Genomic DNA, 26,459 nt, shown 5'->3' with positions numbered 1-26,459 from the left:
AGGGGTCCGTAGAATCCGGTGACGATGCGACGTTTCCGGTGGTGGTGGGGTGCTCTCGCGCTCACGTTCGTGGTGGTTCTCGTCGGGTTCATTGCCTTTACCGGGTCGGAAAGCCGCCCAGGGCAGCCGTCCCCGCGCCAAGGGCCGCCGGGGACGGGGCCGCTGACGGTCGTCTCCATCGGCGACAGCACCGTTTCCGGTGAGGGCGCGGGCGACTACACGCCCACCACCAACGGGCAGGGCGGCAACTGGTGTCACCGCTCCCCCAACGCCTTCGTCGAGCAGATCAAGATCCCGGACGTCACCGCGCGCGTGAATCTCGCGTGTTCGGGAGCGCCCTCGGAGCAGATCGCCTTGGGCGAGGCCAAGCAGTGGACGGAGCCGTCGCAGGCGCAACAGCTCGCGAACCTGATCAAGGATCACCGGGTCGCCGCGGTGGTGATCGCGGTCGGCGCGAACGACGAGCCGAAGTTCTCCGCTCAGGTCAACGAGTGTTTCAAGGCGTGGTTCTCGCCGCAGAACCCGCCGTGCAGCGCGGAGCTTCGCACCACCTGGAAGTCCAAAGTGGACGCCATGGTGCCGAAGGTGACCAACGCGGTCGCCGACGTCAAGAAGGTGCTGGCGCAGGCGGGTTACGTCCCGGCGGACTATCAGCTCGTGCTGATGTCGTACGCCTCGCCTGTCGGCCCGCAGATCCCGGAGGCGCTGCGCAGCCTGAACGGCTGCCCGTTCCGCACCGAGGATCTGGAGTGGATGCGCCGTGACGGCGTCTCCGTCCTGTCGGACGGGCTCAAACAGGCCTCGAGGGCGACCAGCGCGCGATTCCTCGACCTCTCGCGAGCCGGAGCCGGGCACGAGGCGTGCAGCAGCGAACCGGCGAACGAGTGGTTCAGCAGGCTGACGCTGCAGTTGCGCGACCTCGGCCAGGTCGACCGCGCGAGCCACGCGCTGCAGGAGTCCTTCCACCCCAACGCCAACGGCCACGCGCAGATCGCGAACTGCCTCAACGAGTTCCTCGCCGCGCGCGCGGGCAACGCGTCGTGCCTCTCGGGCCCCGACGGCAAACTGCACGCGGCACCCGAGGTGGTCGCTCGCTAGAGATCGAGAGCGGCGCGCAACGCGATGTCGATGCGCTCCTGGACCTCTTGGTCGATCTCCGCGATCTTCTCGTCGAACCACGGCCGGTACAGGCGCGTGAGGTTCAGCGTGGAGACCCAGTACCGCGCGTCGACGGCGACACCGAGGATGTCCTGCGGATCACGGTCCAGCAGTTCGGTGCCGAGCAGCCACGGCCGCTCGGATTCGTTCACCCCGTCCGAGGACAGCAGGACGACGGTGCGCTGCCGTGCCGGTTCGGTCGGGGGGTGGTACGTCCAGACTTCACCCCTGTGCACGCAGATCCTTCTCCGCGGCGGTCAGCTCGGCCTCGTCCGATTCGGCGGACGGTTCGACCGGGGCGCGCTGCGGGGTGTATCCGGTGCGCACGGCCTCCCTGCGGGCCGCTTTGGACAACCACGACGAGACCGAGATCCCGTGTGCCTTCGCGGCCCGCTCGGCGAACTCGAGCGCACCACTGTCGAGTGAGAGAGTGACCTTACGTGTTGCCATACCTTTTATCGTACCATCGCCGCGCAAGCCCACCCGTCATCTCGTCTCACAGGGTGGGCGAGCGCCCCTCGAACGGCGTCGACAGCACCACCGTGGTCCGGGTCGAGACCTTGGCGGACTCGCGGATCCGGCGGAGCAGATCCTCCAGGCCGAGCGGCGACGCCACCCGGACCAGGAGGATGTACGACTCGTCGCCGGCGACCGAGTAACAGGACTCGATCTCCTTGATGTGCTCCAGACGCTGCGGATAGTCGTCCGGCGCGGCCGGATCGTTCGGCGTCAGCGAAATCAGCGCCGTGAGCGGCAGGCCGATCTGCTCGCCGTCGAGCCGCGCCGTGTAGCCGAGGATCACCCCGCGCTGCTCCAGACGGCGCACCCGCTGGTGCACCGCCGACACCGAAAGCCCGACCCGTTCGGCCAGATCGGTGAAACTGCGCCGCCCGTCGGCGGCCAGTTCCTGCACGATGGCCTGGTCCAGCGGCTCCAGGGAACCGGTCATGCGTCGAGCACGATCAGGTCGTGCGGGCGCTGGTTGACCGATTCGACGCCGTCCTCGGTGACCACGACGATGTCCTCGATACGGGCGCCCCAGCGGCCGGGCTGGTAGATACCGGGCTCGACGCTGAAGGCCATGCCCGGCTCGAGCGGCAGCGCGTTGCCCTTGATGATGTAGGGCTCCTCGTGCACGTCGAGGCCGATGCCGTGACCGGTCCGGTGGATGAAGTACTCGCCGTACCCCGCTTCGGCGATGATGTCGCGCGCGGCGGCGTCGATCGACTCGGCGGTGGCACCGGGGCGGACGGCGTCGACGGCGGCCTTCTGGGCGCGCTGCAGCACGGCGTACGTCTCGGCGACGTCGGCGTCACGCGGCTCGCCGACCGCGTATGTGCGGGTGGAGTCGGAGTTGTAGCCCTCGGCGATCGGGCCGCCGATGTCGACCACGACGACGTCGCCGCGCTCGATCACCCGCTCGGAGACGTCGTGGTGCGGGCTGGCGCCGTTGGGGCCGGAGCCCACGATCACGAAGTCGGCGTGGGTGTGGCCCTCTTCGACGATGGCGGCGGTGATGTCCGCGCCGACCTCGGCCTCGGTGCGGCCGGGGCGGAGCCATTCGTGCACGCGGGCGTGCACGCGGTCGATCGCCGCTCCCGCGTCGCGCAGCGCCTGGATCTCGGCCGCGTCCTTGCGCATCCGCAGTTCGCGCACGATCGGCCCGGCCAGCGTCTGGTCGGCGTCGCCGAGCGCGCCGCGGAAGGCGAGCACGTGCAGCGCCGGGGTGAAGTCGCTGACCGCTACGCGGCCGGGCTTGCCCAGCCGGTCGGCGACCAGTTCGTAGGCGTTGTCGCCGTCGACCCAGGTGACGATCTCGATGCCGAGTTCGTCGGCGGGGACGTCGGCGTAGCCGGGCGCCTCCAGCTTCGGCAGGACCAGCGCCGGAACGCCGTCGGCCGGGATCACCAGCGTGGTCAGCCGTTCGAAGGAGCCCCCGGCCTGGCCGATGAGGTAGCGCAGGTCCGAGCCGGGTGCGATCAGCAGGGCGTCGGTGTCGGCGGCGGCCGCCGCGGCGCGGGCCCGGTCGAGGCGGGCGCGGAGGCTGGCGGCGTCGGGGGCTGGGTTGTGAAGGGAACGGCGCGACATGATGGCGAGCCTAGTCGGTCCGCGCCCCTTGGCTCACCGGCCGGTCACCCCCGATCGGGGCGGGATCGTCGAGTCCGCGCCAGACCCGGAAGATCGCCGGGAACGTACCGGCGATCAGGTACAGACCACCGAACACGGCGAGCGCGCCGACGAGCCCGATCCCGTCCAGCAGCAACCCGGCCGCCATCGAACCGAGCGGCATCGCGGCGAGCACGCCGCCCACGAGAAGGCTGAGCACGCGGCCGCGGACTGCTTCGGGAACCCGTTCGTACACCACGGGGAGCAGGATCGGATTGAGCGCGCCCGCCCCGATCCCGGCGACCACCAGACCGGCGAGCAAGACGGCCGGTGCCGGTTCCAGCGCGAGCAAGGCGAATCTCGGCGCGCCTTCGATACCGACGGCGACGATGATCGCCGTCCGCCGCGAAAGGCGGTGGCCCGCCCAGCCGTAGAGCGCCGAGCCGATGAGCGCGCCGACCGCGACCGCCGTGATCATGGCCCCGATCAGCGCGGTGCTGTGCAGGACTTGGTCGCCGTAAGCCGGATACAGGACGCCGAGCAGCCCGAAGTCGAGGCTGTTGGTGAGCATCAGCATGCCGACGATCGCCCGCAGCACCGCGTCGCGTTTGACGTATCCCAGTCCTTCGCGCAGTTGCTTGAGATAGCCGCCCGATGGCGGCCTCGGCGGACCGGCCGCGACCGGGATGAGCGCGAACACCAGCGCCGAGGACAGCACGAGCGTGCCCGCGTCGACGAACAGGACCGGAATGGGCCCGATCAGCGCGATCAAGGCGCCGGCGGCGGGTCCGCCCACCATCCTGCCGGTCCTCATCGCCGCCTCGACGGCACTCGCCGCCCGGCTCACGCGGACATCGCCGAGTTCGGCGACGCCGGGAAGCAGCACCTGCTTGGCCGTGTCGGCGGGGCCGCGGGAAACACCCATCACGAACGACAACGCGATGAGTCCGGGCAGACTGAGGCCGGTGGTGGCTGTCGCGAGCGGGATCAGGAGCACCGTCACGGTGGTCAGCAGATCCGCACCGACGCTGGCCCGGCGCGTGCCGACCCGGTCCACGACCGGCCCGCCCAGCAACGCGGCGACCATCAGGCCCAGCACCTCGGCCGCGGTGACGATGCCGGTCTTGGTGCCGCTCCCGGTGCTCTGCAGGACGAACCAGGGAATCGCGAGCAACGTCATCATCACCCCGGCCGAGGAGAACCCCGACGCCACGACCAGGGCACCCAGTGGCATCCGGCTCATGGCGTCTCCGGCCGGGTTTTCCTCGGGAACGCGGCCCAATGCACCCGGACCGGGGTGTCGCCGTCCTTCTCCGGACGGCGATAGCGGCTGATCACCTCGAGGATTTCGTCGCTCAACGCGGCCGCCTCGCCGGGCGTCAGCGGGAGCGACGAGTCGTGGAAGTTGACCTTGTCGATCCAGTCGTCGGCCCAGTCCCGCACTTCGGCCACGAACTGCGATTCGGCGGCGTAACGCCGCTCGATCATGGTGTGCGCGTACGCGTTGAGCGGACCGGCCAAGTCGGGATCGTCGATGAAATCCGCGGCGCTCATCTGATCGCCTTCGTGCACCGCCTTCCACCACCTGTCGCGCCTGCTGCCGCGTTCGGTGTCCTCGGCGATCAGCCCGGATTCGGCCAGCTGGCGCAGATGCCAGCTCGTGGTCCCGGAACTCTCCCCCACCCGCTTCGCCAGCCCGGACGCCGTCGCCGGACCGTCCTCTCGCAGCAATTCCAGGATCTCGACCCGCAACGGATGCGACAACGCCCGCAAGATGCGGCCGTCGACCCGCGCGAGATAGCGCTCGGTCTTCCCCATACCCGACACCCTACGACCGCAGAGGACTCTTTGCAAAGACTTCTCTGCGATTAGTTCCCAGTATGCGGCGATTCTGGAGTTTGACTTCAACTTAACTCTAGGTTTTACGGTCTGTGCCATGACAACGAACTCGCCTTACCAGCTAACCGTCGTGATCAGCAGCGTCCGCGAGGGCCGCTTCGCCCCCGTCGTCGCGAACTGGTTCCTCGACCGCGCCAAACAGCGCGACGACGTCACCCTGTCCGTCATCGACCTCGCCGAAGCCCCAGGCGACCTCTCCCCCGGCGTCGCCGGCGCGGACGCCGTCGTCGTGATCGTCCCCGAGTACAACCACAGCTACCCCGGCCCGCTCAAGACCGCGCTCGACGCCACCGGCCCCGAATGGCACGGCAAACCGGTCGCCTTCGTTTCCTACGGCGGTATCTCGGGCGGCCTGCGCGCGGTGGAGCACCTGCGCCCGGTCTTCGCCGAGCTCCACGCCGCCACCATCCGCGAGACCGTGAGCTTCCCGTACGCCTGGAACCACTTCGGCCCGGACGGCGCGCACGACGACTTCGAAGGCGCGTCCGCCGCGGCCACCACGCTGCTGAACCAGCTGAACTGGTGGGCCAACGCCCTCCGCGACGCACGCCAGGTGCGGCCCTACGCGGCCTGACGGGGTCCGTGGAGGACTCGGCTGGGGGTCGGGTCCTTCACGGACATCCGGGGCGGAACATGGCACGCTGTCCGCGTGACCGGACCACTCGCTCTCCTCGATTCCGCGAGCCTCTACTTCCGCTCGTTCTACGCACTGCCCGATTCGATGACCGCCCCGGACGGGACACCGGTCAACGCCGTGCGCGGGTTCACCGACACGATCGCCCGGATCCTCGTCGACCGTCGCCCTTCGCGGCTCGTGGCGTGTCTCGACGCCGACTGGCGGCCGAAGTTCCGCACCGATCTGCTGCCCAGCTACAAGGCGCACCGGGTGGCCGAAGAGGTCCCGGAAGGCAGCGACGTCGAGGAGGTGCCGGACACCCTGACCCCGCAGGTACCGATCATCCTCGAACTGCTGGAGGCCTTCGGCATCGCGACGGCCGAGGCGGACGGCTACGAGGCCGACGACGTCATCGGCGCCCTCGCGATCCGCGAACAGGAGTCCCCGGTCGAGGTCATCACCGGCGACCGCGACCTGTTCCAGCTGGTGCGTCACGAGCCGACGTCCACTGTGGTCATCTACGTCGGCAAGGGCTGGAACAAGGCCGAAGTCCTCGGCCCGGACGAGATCGCCGAGAAGTACGGGATCCCGGCCGGGAACGCCGGCCCCGGATACGCCGACATGGCCGCGCTGCGCGGCGACCCGTCGGACGGACTGCCCGGTGTCGCCGGGATCGGCGAGAAGACCGCGGCGAAGCTGATCACCCAGTTCGGTTCGCTGCAGGAGCTGATCGAGGCGTCGAACGCGGGCGACTCGCGGGTTCCGCTCAAGACCCGGCTGCGGCTGACCGACGCCGCGGACTACCTCGCGGTGGCCCCGACCGTCGTCCGGGTCGCCGCCGACGCGCCGGTCGAGCAGTCCCGCCCGGACATCGTCCCGTCCGAGCCAGCCGACCCGGACAAGGTCGCGGAACTCGCGGAACGCTGGAATCTCGGCCGTTCGGTGGAGCGTCTGCTGGCCGCGCTCCCGAAGTCATGAGCAACACCGAGGCCGACCCGGCCGAGCTGCTGTGCCGGGAACGGCCGGGCGAAGGTGTCACCGTGCTGACCCCGCGCGACGTCCCGCTCGGCGGCCCGCGGGCGATCCGGGTCCGCCGCACCCTTCCGCAGCGGCAGCGATCGCTGATCGGCGCGTGGTGCTTCGCCGACCACTACGGTCCGCAGGACGTTTCGGCGTCCGGCGGGATGGACGTCGCACCGCATCCGCACACCGGGTTGCAGACCGCGAGCTGGCTGTTCAGCGGCGAGATCGAGCACCGCGACAGCATCGGCACCCACGCCATGGTGCGGCCCGGCGAACTCAACCTGATGACCGCTGGGCACGGTATCGCGCATTCCGAAGTGTCCACACCGGACACTGCGACCCTGCACGGAGTCCAGCTCTGGATCGCGCTGCCGGACGAACATCGCGACACCGCACGGGATTTCCGGCACTACGCGCCACCGCTGCTCGATCTGCCCGGCGCCACGGCGCGGGTGTTCCTGGGCAGCCTCGCCGGGACCACCTCGCCGGTCCCGGCGTTCACTCCCCTGCTGGGCGCCGAACTCACCGTCGAATCCGGCGCGACCTTGACCCTCGACGTCGATCCGGCCTTCGAACACGGTGTCCTGCAGGACATCGGCTCCGTCACCGTCGCCGGAGTCGCGCTGGACACCGGAGAACTCGCCTACCTCGCGCCCGGCGCCGCGCGGTTGGAGCTGGTGAACCCCGGCACCGAACCGGCTCGGGTGCTGCTGCTCGGCGGGACGCCGTTCACCGAGGAACTCGTCATGTGGTGGAACTTCGTGGGCCGCAGCCACGACGACATCGCCGAGTACCGCGAGGCTTGGCAGGCACAGGCGGACCGGTTCGGCCGGGTGGAGGGCTACCAAGGCGGCACGGCTTGGCTGCCCGCGCCCACGCTGCCGCAGGTGCGGATCAAACCGCGGCGGAATCCGTCCTAGCCCCGTAAGCGGTAAAGACAGTTAGGGCCAAGGCTGCCTTAGGCACCTACTGGATGTGGGTGCCTGGCCGCAGGTCCGTGAAGGCCTCCTTCCCTACCCTGAAGGTAGGCAAGGAGGCCTTCACGGACTACAAGATCGCCACCGCAGCCTCAGCAATAACACCAGCCCCAGCGGCCACAACGGATGCGCGTGAAGGGCCCCTTCCCAAGTACGTGAAAGCCCCCTTCACTGCGTCTAGCGCAAGGAAGGGGGCCTTCGCGTACTTCGAGGGGCGCGCGTGCCTAGAAGAACGTTCCGCACCAAGGCGAGCGCGCGGTGTGGAACAGGGCGTCGGCCCGGGCGACCGCCGCCTCGTCCAGCACCTCGACCCGCCCGGACAGGGCCAGATCGCCGAAGAGCCCGTGGCCGAGGTACAGCGACGACAAGGCGGCCACGTCCAGCCGCAGATCGGCCTCGGCGGTCGTGCGTTCCACGCCGTCCGGGCCGACGGCGTAGCGGCCGTTGTTGTCCGGAAGCTGCTTGTCGTGCACCTCGAGCACCACGGGTTCGGCTGTGCCGTAGGAGCGCGCCCGCAACGCCGCGAGGACGTCGACGAGCCGCAGCCACAGATCGTCGATGATCTCGGTGGTGTTCACCGCGCGCGGATCGGTGAGCAGTTCGGCGATCGGCTCGTCCAGCGGGCGGCCCCGACCGGAGACCTCCGAGACCAAGTCGACCGACAGCAGGAAACGCCACAGCCCCGCCCAGGCCTGTGGCGTGGCGGCATGGAGTTCACGGACGTCCAGGATCGCCCCACGCTCCGGCGCCTGCCGGTCGCGTGCGTCGATGGTCTGGTAGACGACGAAACCGTCGTCACCATTCGGTCCACTGTGGACCGCCACCCGATAGCCGCCGTCCCCCTTCACCACGCGCTCGAAGAAGCCCGGCCACCACGCCGGCGGCCGGGACACGAAGCCCGGTCGTGCTCCCTCGAAGCGTTGGTACAGCGCGGGAACGCGCTCCACCGCTTCGTCGGGGGTGATGAACCTGACCTCGCCGGTCCGGCCGACGCCGTCCCGGAGCCGGGCGCGCGGGCGTTCGATCGACACGCCTTTGCCGAAGGTCGCCGCGCCGTACCCGAAGCGGCCGTAGATGACCGCTTCGGAGGCGTGCAACGCGGCCAGCGGGACACCCCGCGCCGCGAAGTCCTCCAGCTGTACGGCCATCATCGTGGTGAGGATCCCGCGGCGGGTCCAGTCGGCACGGACGCCGACACCGTCGACGGCCGCCGTGACCAGCTTCTGTCCACCCGGGACGGTCAGCTCGACGTCGAACGAACTCGCGATCCCCACCGGGGCGCCGTGCTCGTCGAACGCGGCGAATTTGCCCGCGGCGGTCCAGGACGGAGCCATCTTCGCCCAGACCTCGTCCGTGGCGGGCTTGCCGTGCAACGACTCCGACAGGACGTCGAGACAGGCTCGTTGTTCGCCTTCGGCCACGGCACGCACAAGTAATTCGCTCATACCGTGGATCCTGCCGTCCGGACCGGGGAGCCCCAACCGGTTTTTCAGGCGGGGGCGCCGACTTCGTAGCGGCCGTCTTCACCGGTGACGGTGATCGTGACGGTCTTGCCCTCGCCGGCGACCTGCACGGTGCAGGTGAACGTGCTGCCGTCCTCGACCTTCTGGTTCGACGGGCAGAGCACGTCGCCGACCTCTCGCACCTGATAGGTCTCGGTGAGGATCTTCCGCACGTCCGCCTGCATCGTCCTCGGGTCGAAGACCCTGCCCGGAGCGTTGGAGGACGAACCGCCGGAGGTCGCGGGCGCGCTCGACGAAGCTCTCGACGTCGGCGGTACCGTGACGGTCTTCGTCGCCGGCGCGGGCGCCGGGGTGTCCGAACACGCCACCAGCACCGCGAAAGCGGCACCACACAGACCGACCGTCGCGACGGCTCGCCTGCTCAAGCTTCTGCACCCCCACCGGTGTGATCATCCAACGTCAGAAGAAGGTACCGCACCAGGGGCTCACCCGCGTGCCGAACAGCTGGTCCGCTCGCTCCAGTGCGGTCTCCCCGGTCGCGCGGACGCGTCCGGCGAACGCGAGATCCGAGGGACGCCAGCCGCCGAGGTAGACCATCGACAGGGTGTCGGCGTGCAGTTCGAGATCCGCCGGATCGGCGGTGCGGGCGGCGCCGTCCTCGGAGAGGCGATAGCGGCCGGAGTTGTGCACCAGGAAGGGATCGGTGACCTCGACGACGACCGGCTCGCCCCGGTACGTGCGGGCGCCGAGCATCGTCTCGACATCGACCAACCGGAACCAGCCCTCGTCCTGGACCTTGTTCACCGCCACGTCACGCGGGTCGGTGAACAGCAGCTCGACCGGTTCGTCGAGTGGCCGCTTCTCGGCGGTGATGCGGTCGACCAGGTCCACAGAGAGCAGGTAGCGCCACAGCCCGGCGAACGCGTCCGAGTTCGCGTAATGGAAGGAATGGATCTTCAGCCGTGCCGGGTCGCCGAAGTGGGCTCGCTCGACGGTGTAGGTGACGAATCCGTCGGCGCCGTCCGCGCCGGTGTGCACCGCCGTCGTGACCGGCGTTGTCGCCCGGCGCACTTCGCGTTCGTAGCCCGGCCACAGATGCGGGCTGCGCGCGATCATGCCGGGCCGGGTGCGCGGGAGCGCGTCGAAGAGCGAGGGCCATTGCTCGATGGTGTTCTCGAGATCGAGGAGGGAGATCTGCCCACCGGCGGGCACTTCGGGACGGAACCGGGCGCGGCGCTTGTCGATCTCGATCGACTTGGCACGCACGGCGACGCCGTACCCGAACCTGCCGTAGATGGCGCCCTCGGACGCGTGCAGCATCGCCGCGGGAATCCCGCGCGCGGCGAAATCCTCGAACTGGGCACGCATCAGCGCGGTCAGCACGCCACGACGAATGCGATCGGCGCGGACGCCGACCAGGCTGACCGCGGCTAGCGGCGTGGTGCCGCCACCGGGCAGCGTCACCTCCGAGTCGAAGGACCGGAGGGTGCCGATCAGCTCCGAGTCGAACGCACCGAACCCGCGATCCGGCTGCATCGACGGGGCGATGGCCGACCATTCCTCGTCGGTCATCTCCTTGACGTGCAAGGCCCGCCTGAACAGATCCGTCGCGGCCCGTTCCTCGTCGGACCGCAACGGCCGCACTGAAAAGTCGCTCATGACACGATCATGCAGGATCGACCGTGCCCGGCGCCCGCGGTTTACTTGGTGGTGGCGGGTGGCGAGACCTCGTAGTTGCCGGTGTCACCCTTCACGGTGATCGGCACCTCCTGCGGCTTGCCCTCGATCGTGGCGGTGCAGGTGAACTTCACCCCGTCCTTGACCTCCTGGCCGGAGGGGCAGGTGACCGCGCTGATCTCCTTGATCCCGTAGGTCTCGGTGAGCAGCTTCTGCACGTCGGTCTGCATCTGGGTGTTGTTGAAGACCTGGGTGTTGAACCAGCCCGGCGTGACGAACCCGAGGATGCCGACCGCGGCGATGATCACCACGAGCGCGCCGATGCCGATGAAGAGGCCCTTCTTGGACTTCGGTTTGTCCTGCGCCTCGCCCTGGGTGCCCGGGAACTGGCTCTGGCCGTAGTCGTACTGGCCGGGCTGCTGCTGCCCGTACTGGGGCTGCTGCTGCGGGCCGCTCTGCGGGTAGCCCGGCTGCTGCTGGGGCCCGCTCTGCGGATATCCCGGCTGCTGGCCGTATTGCGGTTGCTGGCCCCACTGCGGCTGCTGTTGCTGCGTCTGGGAGGGATCCTGCTGCGGATACCCGGGCTGCTGCTGGGACGGGTCGTACGGCGCGGGCTGCTGACCCCACTGCGGCTGTTGCTGCTGGGTCTGCGACGGGTCGTACTGCGGCTGCTGGCCCCACTGCGGTTGCTGCTGCGGGCCACTTGGCGGTTGAGCGCCGCCCGGCTGTTGGCCGTAGCCCGGCTGCTGCCCCCACTGGGGCTGCTGCTGCGGGTCGTTGCCGCCATACGGCGTGCTCATCGTTCGCCTCCGCCTGTTCCGCCATCGTCACCGGCCGACCTGCATGGCCGTCGTGGGCGATCCAACCACAGGTCGGCGCCCCTGCCCACTGTTCCCGGCCGGTGTCGGGCCAACTCCCCGCGACCGTGCTCACACCGGAGGCGCGTCCGTTCCGCCGGTCAGCCCAACGCCTCGTGAGTGGTGGGGACGGTTAGAACCGTCCTCACCACTCACGAGGCCGGTCACGCGCCGCCGGCCGCCACGACTCCGCGACGCAACGCCTTCACCGCGTCCGAAGCCGCCGCCCCGACCGGATCCGCCTTGCCGAGGACGTCGCGGATCTGGTCGAGCAGGTCGATGACCTGCCGCGACCACCGCACGAAGTCACCGGCCGAGAGCTCCTGGCCGTTCGCTTCGGCGGCGGTGAGCACCTTCTCCAGCGATTCGCCGCGCGCCCATCGGTAGACGGGCCAGGCGAAACCGGCGTCGGGCTCGCGGGTGCGGTCCAGTTTGTGCCGCCGCTCGTCTTCGGTGAGCTCCATCCACAGGCGCGTGGTCGCCTGCCAGGCGTCGACCACCTTGCCCGCGGGCAGGCGCGGCTCCCCCGCGGTGTCCCGGCGCGCCTCGAAGACCAGCGTCGAGACGACGGCCGCGAGTTCGGCGGGGGCCAGGCCCTTCCAGACGTCGTGCCGGATGCATTCGGCGGCGAGCAGATCCGACTCGCTGTAGAGCCGGGTGAGCCGCTTGCCGTGTTCGGTGACCCGGTCCTCGCCGTCGCCCTTCGACGCGGGGCCGAGGTAGCCGCGCTCGCCGAGCAGCCGCAGGATGCGGTCGAAGGCGCGCGCCAGCGAGTGCGTGGTCGCGGCGACCTTGCGTTCCAGTTGCTCGGTCTCGGCCGTGAGCCGCTGATACCGCTCGACCCAGCGCAGGTTCGCCTCGCGTTCGGCCAGACCGTGGCACGGATGCGCGCGCAGCGCCCGCCGCAGCGCGGCCAGCTCACCGTCCTCATTGGCCCCGGCGCGGCGTTTTTGCCTGCCGGGCAAGGAGATTCCCGCGTTGCGCAGACTGGAGGCGATGTCGCGCCTTGTCTTGGGCGAGCGGAGCTCGATGTGTTTCGGCAGCTTGATGTTCCCCAACGCCTCGACCGGCGACGGGAAGTCCGAGACCGAGAGTGGTCCGGACCAACGGTCCTCGGTGACCACGACGGGCCGCGGTTCGCGGATCGGGTCGAGCCCCGGATCGACGACGACCGCCAGCCCGGCGCGCCGTCCCGCCGGCACGGCGATGACATCGCCCTTGCGGAGCTTCTCCAGCGACTCGGCGGTACCGGCCCGGCGAGCGGAGGTGTTCTGCCGCGACAGCGCCTTCTCCCGCGCCGAGATCTTCGCCCGCAGATCGACGTACTCCAGCATCTCGTCGAAATCGCCGGTGATGGCGGAGGTGTAGCCCCGTAGGGCCTCCTTGTTCCGCTCGATCCGCCGAGCCGTCCCGACCACCGACCGGTCGGCCTGGAACTGTGCGAACGACTGTTCCAGCAGGTCACGGGCAGCGTCGGCGCCGACCTGGGCGACCAGGTTCACCGCCATGTTGTACCCGGGCCGGAACGACGACCGCAGCGGATACGTCCTGGTCGAGGCCAGGCCGCCGACCTGCTTAGGGTCGATCCCCGGCTGCCAGACGACGACCGCGTGGCCTTCGACGTCGATCCCTCGCCGCCCGGCCCGCCCGGTGAGCTGGGTGTACTCCCCCGGTGTCAGGTCGACGTGCGCCTCGCCGTTGTACTTGACCAGCCGTTCCAGCACCACGGTGCGCGCGGGCATGTTGATGCCGAGCGCGAGCGTCTCGGTGGCGAAGACGACCTTCACCAGCCCTTGGACGAACAGCTCCTCGACGGTCTCCTTGAACGCCGGGAGCAGCCCGGCGTGGTGCCCGGCGATACCGCGTTCGAGCGCCTCGCGCCATTCCCAGTAGCCGAGGACGCCGAGGTCGCCTTCGGGCAGGTCCTTGGTGCGCTCGGCGACGATCCGACGGACCTTCTCGACCTCTTCGGGGCCGTTGAGCCGCAGGCCGGACCGGACGCACTGACCGACGGCGGCGTCGCAGCCGGCGCGGGAGAAGATGAACACGATCGCGGGGAGCAGCCCGGCGTTGTCCAGCCGCTCGACCGTGTCCGTGCGGGAGGTCGGCCGGAACCGGGGCATCCGCGACGGCGCGCCTCGCCGCCCGCGTGGTCCGCGCAATCCGGCCGGGGCGAACCGTCCGCCGATCTCCTCGGTGCGGCGCAGCAGGCCGGGGTTGATCCGCAGTTCGGCGCCGGGCGCGTGTTCCTCCTGGCCGGCGAACAGGTCCAGCAGCCGGTTGCCGACCAGCATGTGCTGCCACAACGGCACTGGGCGGTGCTCGTCGACGACGACGGTGGTGTCGCCGCGGACCTCGACGAGCCATTCGCCGAACTCCTCGGCGTTGCTCACCGTGGCCGACAGGCCGACGACGCGGACGTGCTCGGGCAGGTGGAGGATGACCTCTTCCCAGACGGCGCCGCGGAACCGGTCGGCGAGGTAGTGGACCTCGTCCATCACCACGTACGCGAGCTCGCCGATGGTCGAAGACCCGGCGTACAACATGTTGCGCAGGACCTCGGTGGTCATGACCACGACCTGCGCGTTGCCGTTGATCGACGTGTCGCCGGTCAGCAGACCGACCGCGTCGGCCCCGTAACGACCGACGAGATCGGCGTACTTCTGGTTCGACAACGCCTTGATGGGCGTCGTGTAGAAGCATTTGCGCCCCTCGGCGAGGGCGAGGTGCACCGCGAACTCGCCGACCACGGTCTTCCCGGCGCCGGTGGGCGCGCAGACGAGCACACCGTGACCGTCTTCGAGCGCCTCGCAGCCGCGGACCTGGAAGTCGTCGAACTCGAACGACGATTCGGCCGCGAAGCGGGTCAGCTGGGGGTATCGAGCGCGGCGCTGGGAGGCCGCGTAGGCCTCGGCCGGGGTCTGAGAAGGGCTATTGACCACTTCGTCAGGGTTCCATACCCCACCGACAGTTCGCACTCGGTGTGACGATCTCGGGAACGGCCGCCACGCCTCTGTCATCCAAGGGGCGGATTCGTGATCGAGAGGGGACGCCATGGAGATCGCTTGCCCGCAGTGCGCGCAGGTCGACCAGGTGCAGAGCGTGCCGGCGGTGTTCCAGAGCGGGCAGACGACCTACCGGGTGCAAGGCGGTATGACGGCCATCCCCGCCGGTGACGGCGTGGTCTACACCGCGACGACGCACACGGGCGTGTCGGTGACCGCGACCGCGGCGTCGCTCAACCCGTATCCGGTGCTTCGCGGCGGCGGGTGCTTCCTGTCGCTCGCGTTGGTGCTGCTGATCCCCGCGTTCGTGTTCCTCGCCTTCGCCAACGACGTCTTGGACGAGAACGTCGCGCCGACCGCGGACGGCAGGGTCGCGCAGGTCATCGGAGCGTCGATCTTCCCCTTCGGCGCCTTCGCGCTGGTCGCCTTGTTCGCCGTGCTGTTCGTGCTCCGGCTACGGCGCAACGCGCGGATCCGGCGAGGTATCCCGGACGCGCTGGAGTACTGGCGGCAGGCGTGGTTCTGCCATCGCTGCGGTGGGGTGTTCTTCCCGCGCGGCGACCTGATGCCGCCCGCGGCGTTCCGCGGGCAGGTGTGGCGAGCGGGTGACTACGCCGGGCTCACCCGACGACGGTGAGCGCTCCGGGGACACAGGTGACGTCGATCGGCAGCCCGCCCAGCGGCTCACCGTCGGCGTAGACGGGCAAGTCGCTGCCCGCCAAGTGGATCTGGGCGGCCTTGAGGGTCCGGACCGCCGGATGCGCGATGTGCTCGCCGGAGCGGACACCGGGCAGCATGCGGAGCAGATCGCGCCGGGTCGCGTTGCCCACGACGGTGACGTCGAACAGCCCGTCCTCCGGATCGGCTCCGGGACAGATCCGCATGCCGCCGCCGTAGAACGGGGTGTTGCCGACCGCGATCATGGTGGCGTCGAGTTCAAGGGTCTCGACGTCCGTGCGGAGCACCACCGGCCGGGGCCGGAACGCGGCGAGTTCGGCCAGGATCGCGACGTCGTAGCGGCGCGGGCCGCGCGGCCAGGTCAGCCGGTTGGCGCGTTCGGTGACCAGCGCGTCGAAACCGGAGCACAGCACGGTGGCGAACCATTCGCCACCGGCCCGCCCGAGATCGACTCGTCGCCGTTTCCCTTCCGCGATCCGCCTGGCGACGAGATCGACGGCGGCGTGCGGCCGTTCGGGGATGTCCAGCGCCCTGGCGAAGTCGTTGCCGGTGCCCGCTGGGACGAGCCCGAGCGCGACACCGGATTCGGCACAGAACTGAACGCCCTGATGCGCCGCACCGTCACCGCCGAGCACGACGAGGACGTCCAGCCCGGCCGCGCGCGAGTCGGTCATCAGCGCGCGGGATTCCTCGACCGTGTGCGCGACGAGGACGTCGAGCCGGTCGACGACGGGCCGCAGCCGCGCCGCGACCGACTCCATCAACCGTTCCGCGGCCCCGTTACCCGAGGCGGGGTGGACGGCCAGCGCCGCGTGCATCCCCGGCTCAGGTGACGTCGTCGGTGCTGGTGCGCTTGCCGTTCGTGGCGGCCGACGGCTCCTCGTCGATCGTGCTCGGCGTGTAGTCGAACGGCGCGGCCTCGTCGTCGGCGAGCTGGTCCCAGCCCTCGGTGCCGCGTTCCTTGTCGAGCTTGCGGTCGTGGAAGCGCGCGATCTGGATGGACAGCTCCAGGAGCACCACCAGCGCGCCCGCCAGGGCGAGCATCGAGAACGGGTCCGAACCAGGTGTCGCGAAGGCGGCGAAGACGAACACGACCATGATCAGGCCGCGGCGCCATTTCTTGAGCGTCTGGTACTTCAGGACGCCGACGCGGTTCAGCATCACGACGAGCAGCGGGAGTTCGAAACTGACGCCGAAGATCACCAGCAGCGACAGGATGAACGAGACGTACTTGTCCGCGGTGAGCGCGGTGATGAACTGGTCGCCACCGAAGTTCATCAGCAGTTCGAGAGCGTGCGGGACGAGGAGGTACGCCAGCACGGCGCCCGCGGCGAAGAGCGCCGAAGCGAACGCGACGAAGGTGAGCGCGTACTTGCGCTCCTTCGAGTAGAGGCCGGGCGCGATGAACGCCCAGATTTGATAGAGCCACACCGGCGAAAGCAGGACCGCGCCACCCGCGAGACCGACCTTCAACTGCGTCATGAACGCTTCGAAGGGCACGGTCTGCAGAAGCTTGCACTCGCCTTCGCTCCCGCCGAACCGACGGTCCGCGGGAATGGCGCAGTAGGGATCGACCAGCAACTTGCCCAGCGAGGGGACGGGGCCCAGCGTGGTCTGGAACCAGATGAAACCGAAGATCCCGCCGACGACGAGAGCGAGCAGTGCGAAGCCCAGACGGCGCCGGAACTCGTAGATGTGCTCGATGAGCGTCATCGTGCCGTCGGGGTTGCTCCGACGGCTGCGCTTGCGCCGCTTCGTGCCGCGGCGCTCCTCACCGGAGGCGGAATCCGCCACTGGACAGTCCGTTCTCGTCAGGGTCCACCATGAGCGCGCCGGTACGTCGGCGCGCTCATCCGCGAACAGGCTCCGCTTGGCTAACTAAAGACCGCTCAGCTGGCGTTCTTCTGCGCCTGCTCGGCCGGAGCGGGCGTGGCGGCCTGCTGCTTCTTGAGCTCGTCGAGCTGACGCTGGAGGTCGGCGACCTGCTTGTCCTGCGCGCTCGCGGCGGGCGCGGGCGTGGTGGCCTGCGGCAGCTGCTTGGTCTCGACCTCTTCGGTCTCGGCGGCCTTGTCCTTGTCCCCGGCCATGTCCTTGGTCTCGGCCTTGAAGATCTTCATGGACTTGCCGATGGACCGCGCGGCGTCCGGAAGCCTCTTGGCGCCGAACAGCAGAACAACGACGAGCACCAGGATGATGATGTGCCACGGCTGCAGCGCGTTCATCGTTTGCGGCCTCCTTCTCGAGTCTCTCGTGTGTGATGTTACCGGTCTTCGAGCCCACGTCGTTGCGCGATCGCCACGCGGAGCGCGGCCGACCGGGCACGAAGGAGCCCTGTCCGTTTTCGGGTGTTCGTAGCCACCATGCTCACCGTATGGGTGAGCACGCGCAAGACTCTGCGTAATTTGATTAGCAAAACGAAGAGCAGGATCAGCCCGGCGACGGCGAGCGCGATGCTCGGCAGGTACGACACGGCGTCACCCTACTGCTCGTAGGTTGACGTTAGGTGACGAGCCCGGGCCAGTGCGTCGGCCGCTCGCTGACGAACTGCCTCGCCCAGCGCGGCCGGGCTCTCGACCTGCGCGTCCCCGCCGAGGCCGAGGATCAGCCGGACCATCCACGACTCGTCGGCGTAGCGCATCCGGATGCGCAGCCGCCCGCCGTCGAGCTCGTCGAGCTCCTCGCAGGGGTAGTACTCGGCTACCCAGCGTGTGTCGGGATCGAGGACGAGGACGGCTTCCTGCTGATCGGGACGCGGCCGGAAAACACCATCGGAAATGTCAGTGGGCCGGGCGTGTGCCGGTGGGACCGCGGGCTCGTCGAGCACGGTCAGTTCGTCGATGCGGTCGAGCCGGAACAACCGGACGCCCTCGGCGCGGCGGCACCACGCTTCGAGATAGCCGACCGCCTGGACGATGAGCAGCCGCATGGGATCGACGGTCCGTTCGGTGATCTCGTCCTTCGACGCGGTGTAGTAGCGGATCCGCAGCGCACGTTTGGCGGTGAGAGCGGACCGGACGGCTTCGCGCGTCCCGGCGGTCTTCTTGCCTTCGCGCACTCCCCCGCCGACGACGATCCCCGACGGCTGCGCCTGCCCCGCGGCGGCCTCGATCTTCGCGATGGCGCGGCGAACGGCGTCGGCGTCGACCACTCCGGGCGTCTCGGCCAACGCCCGCAGCGCGACGAGCATGGCCGTCGCCTCGCCGCCGGTGAGCCGCAGCGGGCGGTTCATGCCGGCGTCGTGCGTGACGACGATCGTGTCGCCCTCGAAGGAGAGGTCGATCAGGTCGCCGGGCCCGTAACCCGGCAGCCCGCACATCCACAGCAGCTCGAGATCCTTGCGCAGCTGCTTGGGCGTGACGTCGAAGTCGTGGGCGGCGTCGTCGATCTTGATGCCGGGCCGGGCGAGGAGATAAGGCACGAGCGCGAGCAGGCGCGGCATCCGTCCGGTGGCGCTCATCGGGCACCACCCGCGTGCGCGATGGCTTCGAGACGGCTGAAGACCGACTTCGCGAGCACCTCGGGTTCGAGGACGAGGACGTCCGGACCGTGGGCGGTGAGCCAGTCCGCGGCGGATTCCGGGTAGTACAGCTCGATCTCCACGAGGTCGCCTTCTTCTCCCCCGGCGTCGCTGCGGCCGACCACCCGGCCGCGGCGGCGGACCCCGGCGGCCCGGCCGTCGGCGACCCAGACGCTGGCGATGGTCGGCGCGGACGGGTCCTCGCCGCTGCTGGCGGAGACCATCTTCAGCAGGTTGACCCCTTCCGGGCGTTCGACGACGCCGGTTTCCCCGAAGGCGTCGACCTTCCCGGTCACGCGCGAGAGGCGGAAGCAGCGGGACGCGCCACGGTCCCTGTCATGCCCGACGACGTACCAGCGGCCCTTCCACGACACCACGCCCCACGGTTCGAGGGTGCGGATCTTGCGCTCGGCCGAACCACTGCGCCGGTACTCGAAACGCACCGCCTGTCCGGCTTGGACGGCGGCCAGCAGCGGGCCGAACGCCGGCTCGGCCCGGACACGGGGCTCGACGACGGTCGGGGCGTGGTCGTCGACCTCGACCCCGGCGGCGCGGAGTTTCACCAGTGCCCCCTGGGCTTCACCGGTCAGTTCCGGGGAATCCCACAGCCGGACGGCGAGCCCGACCGCGGTCGCTTCGTCGGGCGCGAGGTCGATCTCGCCGAGTTCGTAGTCGCGCCGCGCGATGCGGTAGCCGTCGATCGCGTCGAACGCCGAGTTGCGGCCGGTCTCCAGCGGGATGCCGAGCTCGCGCAGTTCGGTCTTGTCGCGCTCGAACATGCGGAAGTACGCCTCGTCGCTGGCCGCGTCGGCGTACCCGGGCACGATGCCCCGGATCCGCTCGGCGGTGAGGTACTGCCGGGTGGACAGGAGGGCCAGAACCAGGTTGACCAGACGTTCGGCGCGTGCGGTGGACACCCGGCTACCCTAGCCCGCGCCGTCCGACCCGATGGTGACAGCCGCCGATCGCGCGTCGTAGCGATCCCTGGCGCTCTCCACCTCGTCGAACCGGGTCTCGGCCCAGTCCTTGATCCCGGCCAGCAGCTGCCGGAGACTCCGGCCGAGTTCGGTCAGTTCGTAGTCCACGCGCACCGGCACGCACGGAGTGACGGTGCGGGTCAGCAGACCGTCCCGCTCCAGTGTCCGCAGGGTCTGCGTGAGCATCTTCTGGCTGACACCGGCGATCCGGCGGGAGAGGTCGCTGTAGCGCTGGGGCCCGTCGCCGAGCGCCACGAGGACGAGACTGACCCATTTGCCCGAGACCTCGTCGAGCAGTTTCCGGGCGGGGCAGGCCGCGAGATAGGCGTCGTAAGCCCGTTTCTCCTCGTCCCGCCGTTCCTGTGCCGTGCGCGTGACCACGGTGCGCGTACCTCCGTGTGGGTTGGGCACCTCGAAGTGCGTACTTCCCGATGGAGAGTAACTCCCCATACGTTCGCCGGGAACGATCCCTGGAGGAGAAAACGATGCGTGCAGTGGTGGTCCGCCGGTTCGGCGGCCCGGAAGTCCTGGAATTCGCCGAAGTCCCGGTGCCGTCACCGGGTCCCGGTCAAGTGCGGGTGAAGGTGGCCGCGGCCGCCGTCAACCCGGTCGACGCCGGGACCCGGTCGGGTTTCCTGACCGAGGCGGGGATCGTCCCGCCGCGTGAGGCGCTCGGGGTCGGGTGGGACGTGGCGGGCACGGTCGACGCCGTAGGTGACGACGTCACCGGATTCGCCATCGGAGACAGCGTGATCGGCTTGAGGGACCGGCCGTCGGCGGCGCTCGGCACGTACGCCGAGTTCGTCGTCCTCGACGCGGACGCGCTCGCCGCCGCACCGCGGACGGCTTCCCCCGAAGAGGCCGCGACCCTGCCGTTGAACGGTCTCACCGCGGTCCAGGCACTCGATCTTCTCGATCTCCCGCCGGGAGCGACAGTTCTGGTGACCGGCGCGGCGGGGGCCGTCGGCGGCTACGCGGTCACCTTGGCCAAGGCACGCGGTTTCCGGGTGGTCGCGGTCGCCGGCTCCGCCGACGAGGCACTGGTCCGCGGGTTCGGCGCGGAGGTTTTCGTGCCCCGCGGGGATTTCCTCGCCGATCGCGTGCGGGCGGTGATCCCCGGCGGTGTCGACGCCGCACTGGACACGGCCCTGCTCGGGCTCGAAGCCTTGGACGCCGTGGCGAGCCGTGGCCGGTTCGTGGTGTTCGCGGCCGGAGCGGCGCCGATCCCCTTGCGTGGCATCACGGTCGAGCATGTCTGGATCCGCGCCGACGGAACCGCACTCGCCGGGCTGGCGGCCTTGGTCGACGACGGCACGCTCGCTCTGCGGGTCGCGGACACCCTGCCGTTGGGCGAGGCCGCGAAAGCCCACGAACTCCTGGCGGCGGGCGGGCTCCGCGGTCGGCTGGTTCTCATAAGTTGACGCTTAATTAAGTCCACGGTTATCTTCGCGGCATGGACAACGACGTGACCCGGCTCGAACTCCGGCGCGAGTACCCGGACCCGATCGAAGACGTCTGGTCGGCGCTCACCGAACCCGCCCGGACGGCCCGCTGGATCGGCCCGTGGACGGGCGAGGCGGGGGTCGGCAACACGATCATGCTGACGATGACCGCGGAGGAGGGTTCCGAACCGGGACCGGCCGTCATCCGGGAATGCGATCCGCCGAAGCGACTGGTGATGGATCTGGGCGTGACCGATCAGCCCGCGTGGCGGGTCGAGCTGACCTTGACCGAGCGCGGCGAAGGAACGGTGCTCGAATTCGTGCACCTGCTGCCCGAGACCGACTGGGACACCTCGGACATCGTCAAAGGCTGGCATTTCTATCTCGACCGGCTGGGCGCCTCGCTCGTCGGCGAACCGGTGCCGGAGTGGGACACCTACACGCCGCCTAGTTTGGAGGCATGACCGATCGAGTACTGCTGATCACCGGCGCCTCCCGCGGGCTCGGCGAAGCCACCGCACGCCGGGCCGCGGCGGCCGGGTTCCGCCTCGCGTTGCTCGCCCGCGACCGCGAGGCGCTGCTCCCGCTCGTCGCCGAATTCGGCGAGGATCGCGCGCTGGCGCTCGCGGCCGACGTCACCGACTGGACTTCGCTGTCCGCCGCGGTCGAAACGGTGAAGGACACCTTCGGCAAGCTGGACGCGGTGTTCGCCAACGCGGGGCAGAGCGTCGTCGTCTCGTTCTTCGGCGACGGCGGCGCGGACCCCGAACAGTGGCGGGACATGGTGCTGACGAACGTCTACGGCACCGCCCTCACCGCGCGGGCGACCCTGCCGTCGCTCGCGGAGTCGAAGGGGCACCTCGTGCTCACCGGCTCGGTCGCCGGGCGCTACCACCGGCCCGGCAACCTCTACTCGGCGACGAAATGGGCGGTGACCGGCCTCGCCGGCTCCATCCGCGAGGAGGCCGTCGGCACCGGCGTCCGGGTCACGGTCGTGCAGCCGGGCCTGGTCGACACCTCGATGATCCCCGAGGACTCGAAGTCCAAGCCGAAACTGGAGCCCGACGACGTCGCGAGGGCGGTGCTCTACGCGCTGGAGCAGCCGCCCTCGGTCGACGTCAACGAGATCGTGGTCCGCCCGACCGGCCAGCTCCGCTAGCGCGGCAACAGGGACTCGGCCAGCCGCCGCCAGTGCGGCATGGCCGATTCGCCGGGTTCGACACCGATGACCTGGACACCGACGTGGTCGGCGCCGGCGTCGAGATGTCCCTGCAGTTTCGCGACGATGGTGTCGAGGTCGCCCCAGAACACGAGGTCGTCGACGAGCCGGTCGCTGCCGCGGCCGCCGTCGATGTCGGCTTCGGTGTAGCCGAGACGACGGAACTTGGCGACGTTGTACTCCGACGTCAGGTAGTCGTGCAGGTGTTCGCGGGCGATCTCGCGCGCCTTGCCCGGATCGGTTTCGAACAGCACGGCGTGCTCGACGCCGAGGAAGGCCTTCTCCCCCAGCACTTCCCTCGCTTGGGCGGTGTGCGGCACCGTCACGTGGTAGGTGTGCGCACCCTCGGACCGGTCGCGTGCCAGGCCGAGCATCTTCGGTCCGTACGCCGCGAGCAGCCGCCGGATCGGCGCCTCGGGCAACGGGTTCGCACTCGTGACGGTGTCGAGTTCGTCGAGGTACTCGCTCATGGCGTCGAGCGGCTTGACCCCGGGCTGCGCGCCACCGAAGCCGAGCCCCAGGACATGCCTGCCGGGATACGCGTCGGCGAGCAGCAGTGCCGCGCCGTGGGTCCAGCGCGCGCCGCGGGAGCCGATGCGCGCGATCCCGTTGACCACGGCCATCCGCTCGGTGGACGCGAGCAGGAATCCGGCGTGGGTCAGCGCTTCACGCCCGTCCCGTTCGGGGATCCAGATCGCGGGCCAGCCGAGTTCTTCCAGTTCCTGTACGGAATCCCGCAGCATGCTCGCGGGCTGATCCTCGAAGTCGAACGTCCAGATCCCGAAACGCCCCAGTTCCATCTGTCTCTCCTCAGGTCGAGTCCAACATATCGAAGTATCGCAGATTCTCGATATGTTATTCCCGGTGCGGTCAGATGGAGCGCCCCAGCAGGTCGACGAGCTGCGCGATCCGCCGCTCGTCGCGGCGGTAGTGCGTCCACTTCCCCACCCGCGTGGACTCGACGAGCCCGGCGCGCTGCAGCAACGCCATGTACGCGGACACCGTGGACTGCGCGAGCCCCAGCTTGGCCTGGAGATGACTGACGCAGACGCCGACCTCGTTCTGGTCGGCGATCGCCTTCTCCGGCGGGAAATGACGGTCCGGCTCGCGCAGCCATCCGAGCACCTGGAGCCGGATCGGGTTGGCGAGCGCCTTCAGCACCTCGACCAGCTGCTCGGTGGTCTGCGGGACCGGTTCGGCTTGTGCGGTCATAGTCCTTCGAGCTTAGGCCGTCCCGAGGCGAGCGGCCCGCCCCTTCGCCCCACTCGCCCAGCACGCACCGCGGGCACAGTCGACGGAGTCCAGCGATCCGGTGTCGAACGACTTCCAGTGCCGCCCGCCGTCCGGGCTCACGTCGCTTCCGCCGGGGCCGACGGCGAGCACCGTGTTCCCCAGCCACGCCAGACCCGAGCGGTAGCCGACCGGCGCCTCGGACGGCGTCCGCCAGGTGCGGCCCTTGTCCGCGCTGAGCGCGACCGCCGGGCCGGGCGCGTTCGGCGCCGCGTAGTCGCCACCGATCGCCACACCGTGCCGCGGATCCCGGAAGGTCACCGAAAAGACGCCCGCGGATGCGCCGCTGGGCAACGGGGTGTCGGCCGCCTCCCAGGTCTTCCCGCCGTCGCCGGAATGCAGAACCCGGGCGCGGGCACCGCCGCCGGTGGCGATCCACGCGTCACGCGGCCCCGACGTCGTGAGGCACTGACCGCTGGCGGCGAAGCCGAACTCGCCGTCGAGCGCGGGGACCATGCCCTCGGCGGGGATGGGCTTCCAGGTGCGGCCGCCGTCCGAAGTGGACTGCAGCCGGAACTTGCCGTCCACCGGGTCGCTCATCGCGAGACCGCGCCGGTGGTCGAAGAACGCGAGACAGTCGTAGAAGGCGGCGGGCTCGCTGTTCTGGAAGGACAGTCGCCAGCTCGCGCCGCCGTCGTCCGTGCGGTAGATCCGGGACGCGTCGCCGGGACCGATCGACAGGGCGACCGCGTGCTCGGCGTCGAAGGCCTCGATGTCGCGGAAGTCGAGCGCCTCGGTACCGGCCGGAGCGACAGGCTTCCACGTGCGGCCGCGGTCGGTGGTGCGCAGGATGGTGCCCCTGCTGCCGCTGACCCACGCCGTACGGGAATCCACCGCGGACAGCCCTCGAAGCTGGGCGTCCGTGCCCGTCGGGGTCTCCACCCACGCGGGATCGGGACACTCCGGCGCGGCGTGCGCGACGCCGGTGAACGCCAGCGGGACGACCGCTCCCAGCAGGACCAGCAACGCACGGCGCATCGGCGCACCTCTCCCTCGAAGATCCGTGAAGGCCACCTTAGAGCGCGCGGCGCCCTCCGAGATGGCCTTCACGGAGTAATTCAGAGCGAGGAGATGAGCCTCTCGACGCGTTCGTCCACCGAGCGGAACGGGTCCTTGCACAGCACGGTCCGCTGCGCCTGGTCGTTCAGCTTGAGGTGCACCCAGTCCACGGTGAAGTCGCGCCCGGCGGCCTGCGCGGCGGCGATGAAGTCACCACGCAGCTTCGCCCGCGTGGTCTGCGGCGGGGTGTCCTTGGCCAGTTCGATCTCGCCGTCGTCGGTGACCCGCCGCACGAGCCCCTTCCGCTGCAGCAGGTCGAAGATGCCGCGGCCACGGCGGATGTCGTGATAGGCCAGGTCGAGCTGGGCGATCCGCGGGCTCGACAGATCGAGGTCGTGCTTGTTGCGGTAGCGCTCGACCAGCCGGTGCTTGATCGCCCAGTCGATCTCGGTGTCGATCTTGCTGAAGTCCTGCTGCTCGACCGCCTCCAGCGCCCGGCCCCACAGCTCGACGACGCGCTCGGACTGCGGCGACGAACCCGTCTCCTTGACGTGCTGGACGGCGCGGGCGTGGTACTCGCGCTGGATGTCCAGCGCCGACGCCTCGCGACCGCCGGCGAGCCGCACCTGGCGGCGGCCGGTGAGGTCGTGGCTGATCTCGCGGATGGCCCTTATCGGGTTGTCCAGCGTGAAGTCGCGGAACTGGACGCCCGCCTCGATCATCTCCAGCACCAGGTTCGCCGAGCCCGCCTTGAGCATCGTGGTCGGCTCGGCCATGTTCGAGTCGCCGACGATCACGTGCAGGCGCCGGTAGCGCTCCGCGTCGGCGTGCGGCTCGTCGCGGGTGTTGATGATCGGCCGCGAACGCGTGGTGGCGCTGGAGACGCCTTCCCAGATGTGTTCCGCTCGCTGGGACAGGCAGTACACGGCGCCACGCGGCGTCTGCAGCACCTTGCCCGCGCCGCAGATCAGCTGCCGGGTCACCAGGAACGGCAGCAGCACGTCGGCGATCCGCGAGAACTCCCCGGCACGGGTCACCAGGTAGTTCTCGTGGCACCCGTAGGAGTTGCCCGCCGAGTCGGTGTTGTTCTTGAACAGGAAGATGTCGCCGCCGATGCCCTCGTCCGCCAGCCGCCGCTCGGCGTCGACCAGGAGGTCCTCGAGGATGCGCTCACCGGCCTTGTCGTGCGTGACGAGCTGGACGAGGTCGTCGCATTCGGCCGTCGCGTACTCGGGGTGGGAGCCCACGTCGAGGTAGAGCCGCGAGCCGTTCGACAGGAAGACGTTCGACGAACGCCCCCAGGACACGACACGCCGAAACAGGTAACGCGCCACCTCGTCCGGGGAGAGCCTGCGCTGCCCGTGAAAGGTGCACGTGACCCCGTACTCGGTCTCGATGCCAAAGATCCGCCGCTGCATCCCACCAGAGTAGGCGGTGAGGACCCACTGACGGTGCGCCGTTCGGGCGGCGACACGCGGTCGGTACGTTGCATTCGGTGAAAGGTGTGCGGGAAGTCCCGATCGGGTATCACGCGCATGACGTCCCGGCCCGGAAGT

At 69.8% G+C, this 26,459-nt stretch carries 30 protein-coding genes; 8 read left to right on the top strand and 22 right to left on the bottom strand.

Annotated elements, in window-relative coordinates; translation table 11 throughout:
- Positions 1-24 precede the first annotated feature (24 nt).
- Positions 25-1,098 (top strand): GDSL-type esterase/lipase family protein, encoded by a 1,074-nt coding sequence (locus tag ED92_RS13455; protein ID WP_081975849.1) that lies wholly within the window; start codon positions 25-27, stop codon positions 1,096-1,098.
- On the opposite strand, the gene ED92_RS13450 is transcribed toward ED92_RS13455, so the two are convergent.
- Genes ED92_RS13450 through ED92_RS13425 form a run of 6 tightly spaced genes read right to left on the bottom strand, consistent with a single transcriptional unit; the run spans position 1,095 to position 5,082 of the window.
- On the bottom strand, positions 1,095-1,394 hold the full coding sequence (locus ED92_RS13450; RefSeq protein ID WP_005150941.1) for a hypothetical protein: 300 nt from the start codon (positions 1,392-1,394) through the stop codon (positions 1,095-1,097). The genes ED92_RS13455 and ED92_RS13450 overlap by 4 nt on opposite strands.
- Positions 1,381-1,608: a hypothetical protein gene (locus tag ED92_RS13445; protein WP_007035425.1), complete on the bottom strand. Its 228-nt coding sequence runs from the start codon at positions 1,606-1,608 to the stop codon at positions 1,381-1,383. Before ED92_RS13445 ends, ED92_RS13450 begins: the two co-directional genes overlap by 14 nt.
- Positions 1,609-1,654: 46 nt before the next feature.
- Positions 1,655-2,107, bottom strand: a complete 453-nt coding sequence (locus tag ED92_RS13440; RefSeq protein ID WP_016334198.1) for an Lrp/AsnC family transcriptional regulator — start codon at positions 2,105-2,107, stop codon at positions 1,655-1,657.
- Positions 2,104-3,246, bottom strand: a complete 1,143-nt coding sequence (locus ED92_RS13435; protein ID WP_037337587.1) for a Xaa-Pro peptidase family protein — start codon at positions 3,244-3,246, stop codon at positions 2,104-2,106. The genes ED92_RS13440 and ED92_RS13435 overlap by 4 nt, the downstream gene beginning before the upstream one ends.
- Positions 3,247-3,256: 10 nt before the next feature.
- The gene (locus ED92_RS13430) at positions 3,257-4,507 is read right to left on the bottom strand and encodes an MFS transporter (protein WP_037337585.1); all 1,251 of its coding nucleotides are present in this window, start codon (positions 4,505-4,507) and stop codon (positions 3,257-3,259) included.
- A complete protein-coding gene (locus tag ED92_RS13425) occupies positions 4,504-5,082 on the bottom strand; it encodes a transcriptional regulator (RefSeq protein WP_037337583.1) in 579 nt (192 codons plus the stop codon). Before ED92_RS13425 ends, ED92_RS13430 begins: the two co-directional genes overlap by 4 nt.
- Before the next feature lie 118 nt (positions 5,083-5,200).
- On the opposite strand from ED92_RS13425, the gene ED92_RS13420 reads away from it, so the two are divergent.
- The 3 genes from ED92_RS13420 to ED92_RS13410 all read left to right on the top strand — a co-directional run bounded on the left by ED92_RS13420 (position 5,201) and on the right by ED92_RS13410 (position 7,722).
- The gene (locus ED92_RS13420; RefSeq protein WP_037337581.1) at positions 5,201-5,737 is read left to right on the top strand and encodes an NADPH-dependent FMN reductase; all 537 of its coding nucleotides are present in this window, start codon (positions 5,201-5,203) and stop codon (positions 5,735-5,737) included.
- A 75-nt stretch (positions 5,738-5,812) separates the two neighbouring features.
- Positions 5,813-6,757, top strand: coding sequence for a 5'-3' exonuclease H3TH domain-containing protein (locus tag ED92_RS13415; RefSeq protein WP_037337579.1), 945 nt, complete (start codon positions 5,813-5,815; stop codon positions 6,755-6,757).
- A complete protein-coding gene (locus ED92_RS13410; RefSeq protein WP_037337576.1) occupies positions 6,754-7,722 on the top strand; it encodes a pirin family protein in 969 nt (322 codons plus the stop codon). The genes ED92_RS13415 and ED92_RS13410 overlap by 4 nt, the downstream gene beginning before the upstream one ends.
- Positions 7,723-8,003: 281 nt before the next feature.
- Here the strand turns inward: ED92_RS13410 and ED92_RS13405 are convergent, their stop codons facing one another.
- From ED92_RS13405 to ED92_RS13385, 5 genes are all read right to left on the bottom strand, one after another.
- Complete coding sequence (locus ED92_RS13405) at positions 8,004-9,224, bottom strand: GNAT family N-acetyltransferase (protein ID WP_037337572.1); 1,221 nt, start codon at positions 9,222-9,224, stop codon at positions 8,004-8,006.
- 44 nt (positions 9,225-9,268) lie between these two features.
- The gene (locus ED92_RS41875; protein WP_081975779.1) at positions 9,269-9,667 is read right to left on the bottom strand and encodes a DUF4333 domain-containing protein; all 399 of its coding nucleotides are present in this window, start codon (positions 9,665-9,667) and stop codon (positions 9,269-9,271) included.
- Positions 9,668-9,701: 34 nt separating this feature from the next.
- Positions 9,702-10,901, bottom strand: coding sequence for a GNAT family N-acetyltransferase (locus tag ED92_RS13395; protein ID WP_037337569.1), 1,200 nt, complete (start codon positions 10,899-10,901; stop codon positions 9,702-9,704).
- A 41-nt stretch (positions 10,902-10,942) separates the two neighbouring features.
- Entirely contained in the window at positions 10,943-11,719 is a 777-nt protein-coding gene (locus tag ED92_RS13390) for a DUF4333 domain-containing protein (protein ID WP_037337566.1), read from the bottom strand.
- Positions 11,720-11,940: 221 nt separating this feature from the next.
- Positions 11,941-14,718 (bottom strand): RNA helicase, encoded by a 2,778-nt coding sequence (locus ED92_RS13385; RefSeq protein ID WP_037337564.1) that lies wholly within the window; start codon positions 14,716-14,718, stop codon positions 11,941-11,943.
- A gap of 112 nt (positions 14,719-14,830) precedes the next feature.
- On the opposite strand from ED92_RS13385, the gene ED92_RS13380 reads away from it, so the two are divergent.
- On the top strand, positions 14,831-15,418 hold the full coding sequence (locus ED92_RS13380; RefSeq protein WP_037337561.1) for a hypothetical protein: 588 nt from the start codon (positions 14,831-14,833) through the stop codon (positions 15,416-15,418).
- On the opposite strand, the gene ED92_RS13375 is transcribed toward ED92_RS13380, so the two are convergent.
- The 7 genes from ED92_RS13375 to ED92_RS13345 all read right to left on the bottom strand — a co-directional run bounded on the left by ED92_RS13375 (position 15,402) and on the right by ED92_RS13345 (position 20,334).
- A complete protein-coding gene (locus tag ED92_RS13375) occupies positions 15,402-16,277 on the bottom strand; it encodes a diacylglycerol kinase family protein (protein ID WP_037337558.1) in 876 nt (291 codons plus the stop codon). The genes ED92_RS13380 and ED92_RS13375 overlap by 17 nt on opposite strands.
- A 7-nt stretch (positions 16,278-16,284) precedes the next feature.
- Positions 16,285-17,253: a twin-arginine translocase subunit TatC gene (gene tatC / locus ED92_RS13370; protein WP_037337555.1), complete on the bottom strand. Its 969-nt coding sequence runs from the start codon at positions 17,251-17,253 to the stop codon at positions 16,285-16,287.
- 95 nt (positions 17,254-17,348) lie between these two features.
- Positions 17,349-17,681: a Sec-independent protein translocase subunit TatA gene (tatA, locus tag ED92_RS13365; RefSeq protein WP_037337552.1), complete on the bottom strand. Its 333-nt coding sequence runs from the start codon at positions 17,679-17,681 to the stop codon at positions 17,349-17,351.
- Positions 17,682-17,719: 38 nt separating this feature from the next.
- Entirely contained in the window at positions 17,720-17,929 is a 210-nt protein-coding gene (locus ED92_RS13360) for a bacteriophage holin (RefSeq protein ID WP_037337549.1), read from the bottom strand.
- A gap of 9 nt (positions 17,930-17,938) precedes the next feature.
- Complete coding sequence (locus ED92_RS13355; protein WP_037337547.1) at positions 17,939-18,916, bottom strand: YafY family protein; 978 nt, start codon at positions 18,914-18,916, stop codon at positions 17,939-17,941.
- Positions 18,913-19,893 carry a YafY family protein gene (locus ED92_RS13350; RefSeq protein ID WP_016334181.1) on the bottom strand — a complete coding sequence of 327 codons (981 nt, stop codon included), beginning with the start codon at positions 19,891-19,893 and terminating at the stop codon, positions 18,913-18,915. The genes ED92_RS13355 and ED92_RS13350 overlap by 4 nt, the downstream gene beginning before the upstream one ends.
- Positions 19,894-19,902: 9 nt before the next feature.
- The gene (locus ED92_RS13345) at positions 19,903-20,334 is read right to left on the bottom strand and encodes a helix-turn-helix domain-containing protein (protein ID WP_037337545.1); all 432 of its coding nucleotides are present in this window, start codon (positions 20,332-20,334) and stop codon (positions 19,903-19,905) included.
- A 104-nt stretch (positions 20,335-20,438) separates the two neighbouring features.
- Between ED92_RS13345 and ED92_RS13340 the strand changes: the two genes are divergently transcribed.
- From ED92_RS13340 to ED92_RS13330, 3 genes are read left to right on the top strand one after another with little or no spacing between them, the layout of a single operon-like run.
- The gene (locus ED92_RS13340) at positions 20,439-21,374 is read left to right on the top strand and encodes an NADP-dependent oxidoreductase (RefSeq protein WP_037337542.1); all 936 of its coding nucleotides are present in this window, start codon (positions 20,439-20,441) and stop codon (positions 21,372-21,374) included.
- Between the two features lie 32 nt (positions 21,375-21,406).
- Positions 21,407-21,859: an SRPBCC family protein gene (locus ED92_RS13335; RefSeq protein ID WP_037337539.1), complete on the top strand. Its 453-nt coding sequence runs from the start codon at positions 21,407-21,409 to the stop codon at positions 21,857-21,859.
- The gene (locus ED92_RS13330) at positions 21,856-22,554 is read left to right on the top strand and encodes an SDR family oxidoreductase (RefSeq protein ID WP_037337536.1); all 699 of its coding nucleotides are present in this window, start codon (positions 21,856-21,858) and stop codon (positions 22,552-22,554) included. Before ED92_RS13335 ends, ED92_RS13330 begins: the two co-directional genes overlap by 4 nt.
- On the opposite strand, the gene ED92_RS13325 is transcribed toward ED92_RS13330, so the two are convergent.
- The 4 genes from ED92_RS13325 to pafA all read right to left on the bottom strand — a co-directional run bounded on the left by ED92_RS13325 (position 22,551) and on the right by pafA (position 26,321).
- Positions 22,551-23,414: a TIGR03620 family F420-dependent LLM class oxidoreductase gene (locus ED92_RS13325; protein ID WP_037337533.1), complete on the bottom strand. Its 864-nt coding sequence runs from the start codon at positions 23,412-23,414 to the stop codon at positions 22,551-22,553. The two genes, ED92_RS13330 and ED92_RS13325, sit on opposite strands and share 4 nt — an antisense overlap.
- A 70-nt stretch (positions 23,415-23,484) precedes the next feature.
- The gene (locus ED92_RS13320) at positions 23,485-23,826 is read right to left on the bottom strand and encodes a helix-turn-helix transcriptional regulator (protein WP_037337530.1); all 342 of its coding nucleotides are present in this window, start codon (positions 23,824-23,826) and stop codon (positions 23,485-23,487) included.
- A gap of 12 nt (positions 23,827-23,838) precedes the next feature.
- A complete protein-coding gene (locus ED92_RS13315) occupies positions 23,839-24,882 on the bottom strand; it encodes an oxidoreductase (protein WP_037337527.1) in 1,044 nt (347 codons plus the stop codon).
- Positions 24,883-24,962: 80 nt separating this feature from the next.
- Positions 24,963-26,321 (bottom strand): Pup--protein ligase, encoded by a 1,359-nt coding sequence (gene pafA, locus ED92_RS13310; RefSeq protein ID WP_037337524.1) that lies wholly within the window; start codon positions 26,319-26,321, stop codon positions 24,963-24,965.
- Positions 26,322-26,459 lie beyond the last annotated feature (138 nt).

Origin of the sequence: Amycolatopsis sp. MJM2582, assembly GCF_000754115.1 — a bacterium.
Lineage (GTDB): Bacteria > Actinomycetota > Actinomycetes > Mycobacteriales > Pseudonocardiaceae > Amycolatopsis > Amycolatopsis japonica.
The sequence above is the reverse complement of the archived record's forward strand: the minus strand, read 5'-3'. Positions and strand labels throughout refer to the sequence as shown.

What these genes read in the sequence shown, in the direction of transcription:
- ED92_RS13455 (WP_081975849.1), top strand. Translation starts at nt 25, where the DNA reads ATGCGACGTTTCCGGTGGTGGTGGGGTGCTCTCGCGCTCACGTTCGTG.
- ED92_RS13445 (WP_007035425.1), bottom strand. Translation starts at nt 1,608, where the DNA reads ATGGCAACACGTAAGGTCACTCTCTCACTCGACAGTGGTGCGCTCGAG.
- ED92_RS13440 (WP_016334198.1), bottom strand. Translation starts at nt 2,107, where the DNA reads ATGACCGGTTCCCTGGAGCCGCTGGACCAGGCCATCGTGCAGGAACTG.
- ED92_RS13435 (WP_037337587.1), bottom strand. Translation starts at nt 3,246, where the DNA reads ATGTCGCGCCGTTCCCTTCACAACCCAGCCCCCGACGCCGCCAGCCTC.
- ED92_RS13430 (WP_037337585.1), bottom strand. Translation starts at nt 4,507, where the DNA reads ATGAGCCGGATGCCACTGGGTGCCCTGGTCGTGGCGTCGGGGTTCTCC.
- ED92_RS13425 (WP_037337583.1), bottom strand. Translation starts at nt 5,082, where the DNA reads ATGGGGAAGACCGAGCGCTATCTCGCGCGGGTCGACGGCCGCATCTTG.
- ED92_RS13420 (WP_037337581.1), top strand. Translation starts at nt 5,201, where the DNA reads ATGACAACGAACTCGCCTTACCAGCTAACCGTCGTGATCAGCAGCGTC.
- ED92_RS13410 (WP_037337576.1), top strand. Translation starts at nt 6,754, where the DNA reads ATGAGCAACACCGAGGCCGACCCGGCCGAGCTGCTGTGCCGGGAACGG.
- ED92_RS13405 (WP_037337572.1), bottom strand. Translation starts at nt 9,224, where the DNA reads ATGAGCGAATTACTTGTGCGTGCCGTGGCCGAAGGCGAACAACGAGCC.
- ED92_RS13395 (WP_037337569.1), bottom strand. Translation starts at nt 10,901, where the DNA reads ATGAGCGACTTTTCAGTGCGGCCGTTGCGGTCCGACGAGGAACGGGCC.
- ED92_RS13390 (WP_037337566.1), bottom strand. Translation starts at nt 11,719, where the DNA reads ATGAGCACGCCGTATGGCGGCAACGACCCGCAGCAGCAGCCCCAGTGG.
- ED92_RS13380 (WP_037337561.1), top strand. Translation starts at nt 14,831, where the DNA reads ATGGAGATCGCTTGCCCGCAGTGCGCGCAGGTCGACCAGGTGCAGAGC.
- ED92_RS13375 (WP_037337558.1), bottom strand. Translation starts at nt 16,277, where the DNA reads ATGCACGCGGCGCTGGCCGTCCACCCCGCCTCGGGTAACGGGGCCGCG.
- tatA (WP_037337552.1), bottom strand. Translation starts at nt 17,681, where the DNA reads ATGAACGCGCTGCAGCCGTGGCACATCATCATCCTGGTGCTCGTCGTT.
- ED92_RS13355 (WP_037337547.1), bottom strand. Translation starts at nt 18,916, where the DNA reads ATGAGCGCCACCGGACGGATGCCGCGCCTGCTCGCGCTCGTGCCTTAT.
- ED92_RS13340 (WP_037337542.1), top strand. Translation starts at nt 20,439, where the DNA reads ATGCGTGCAGTGGTGGTCCGCCGGTTCGGCGGCCCGGAAGTCCTGGAA.
- ED92_RS13335 (WP_037337539.1), top strand. Translation starts at nt 21,407, where the DNA reads ATGGACAACGACGTGACCCGGCTCGAACTCCGGCGCGAGTACCCGGAC.
- ED92_RS13330 (WP_037337536.1), top strand. Translation starts at nt 21,856, where the DNA reads ATGACCGATCGAGTACTGCTGATCACCGGCGCCTCCCGCGGGCTCGGC.
- ED92_RS13325 (WP_037337533.1), bottom strand. Translation starts at nt 23,414, where the DNA reads ATGGAACTGGGGCGTTTCGGGATCTGGACGTTCGACTTCGAGGATCAG.
- ED92_RS13320 (WP_037337530.1), bottom strand. Translation starts at nt 23,826, where the DNA reads ATGACCGCACAAGCCGAACCGGTCCCGCAGACCACCGAGCAGCTGGTC.
- ED92_RS13315 (WP_037337527.1), bottom strand. Translation starts at nt 24,882, where the DNA reads ATGCGCCGTGCGTTGCTGGTCCTGCTGGGAGCGGTCGTCCCGCTGGCG.
- pafA (WP_037337524.1), bottom strand. Translation starts at nt 26,321, where the DNA reads ATGCAGCGGCGGATCTTTGGCATCGAGACCGAGTACGGGGTCACGTGC.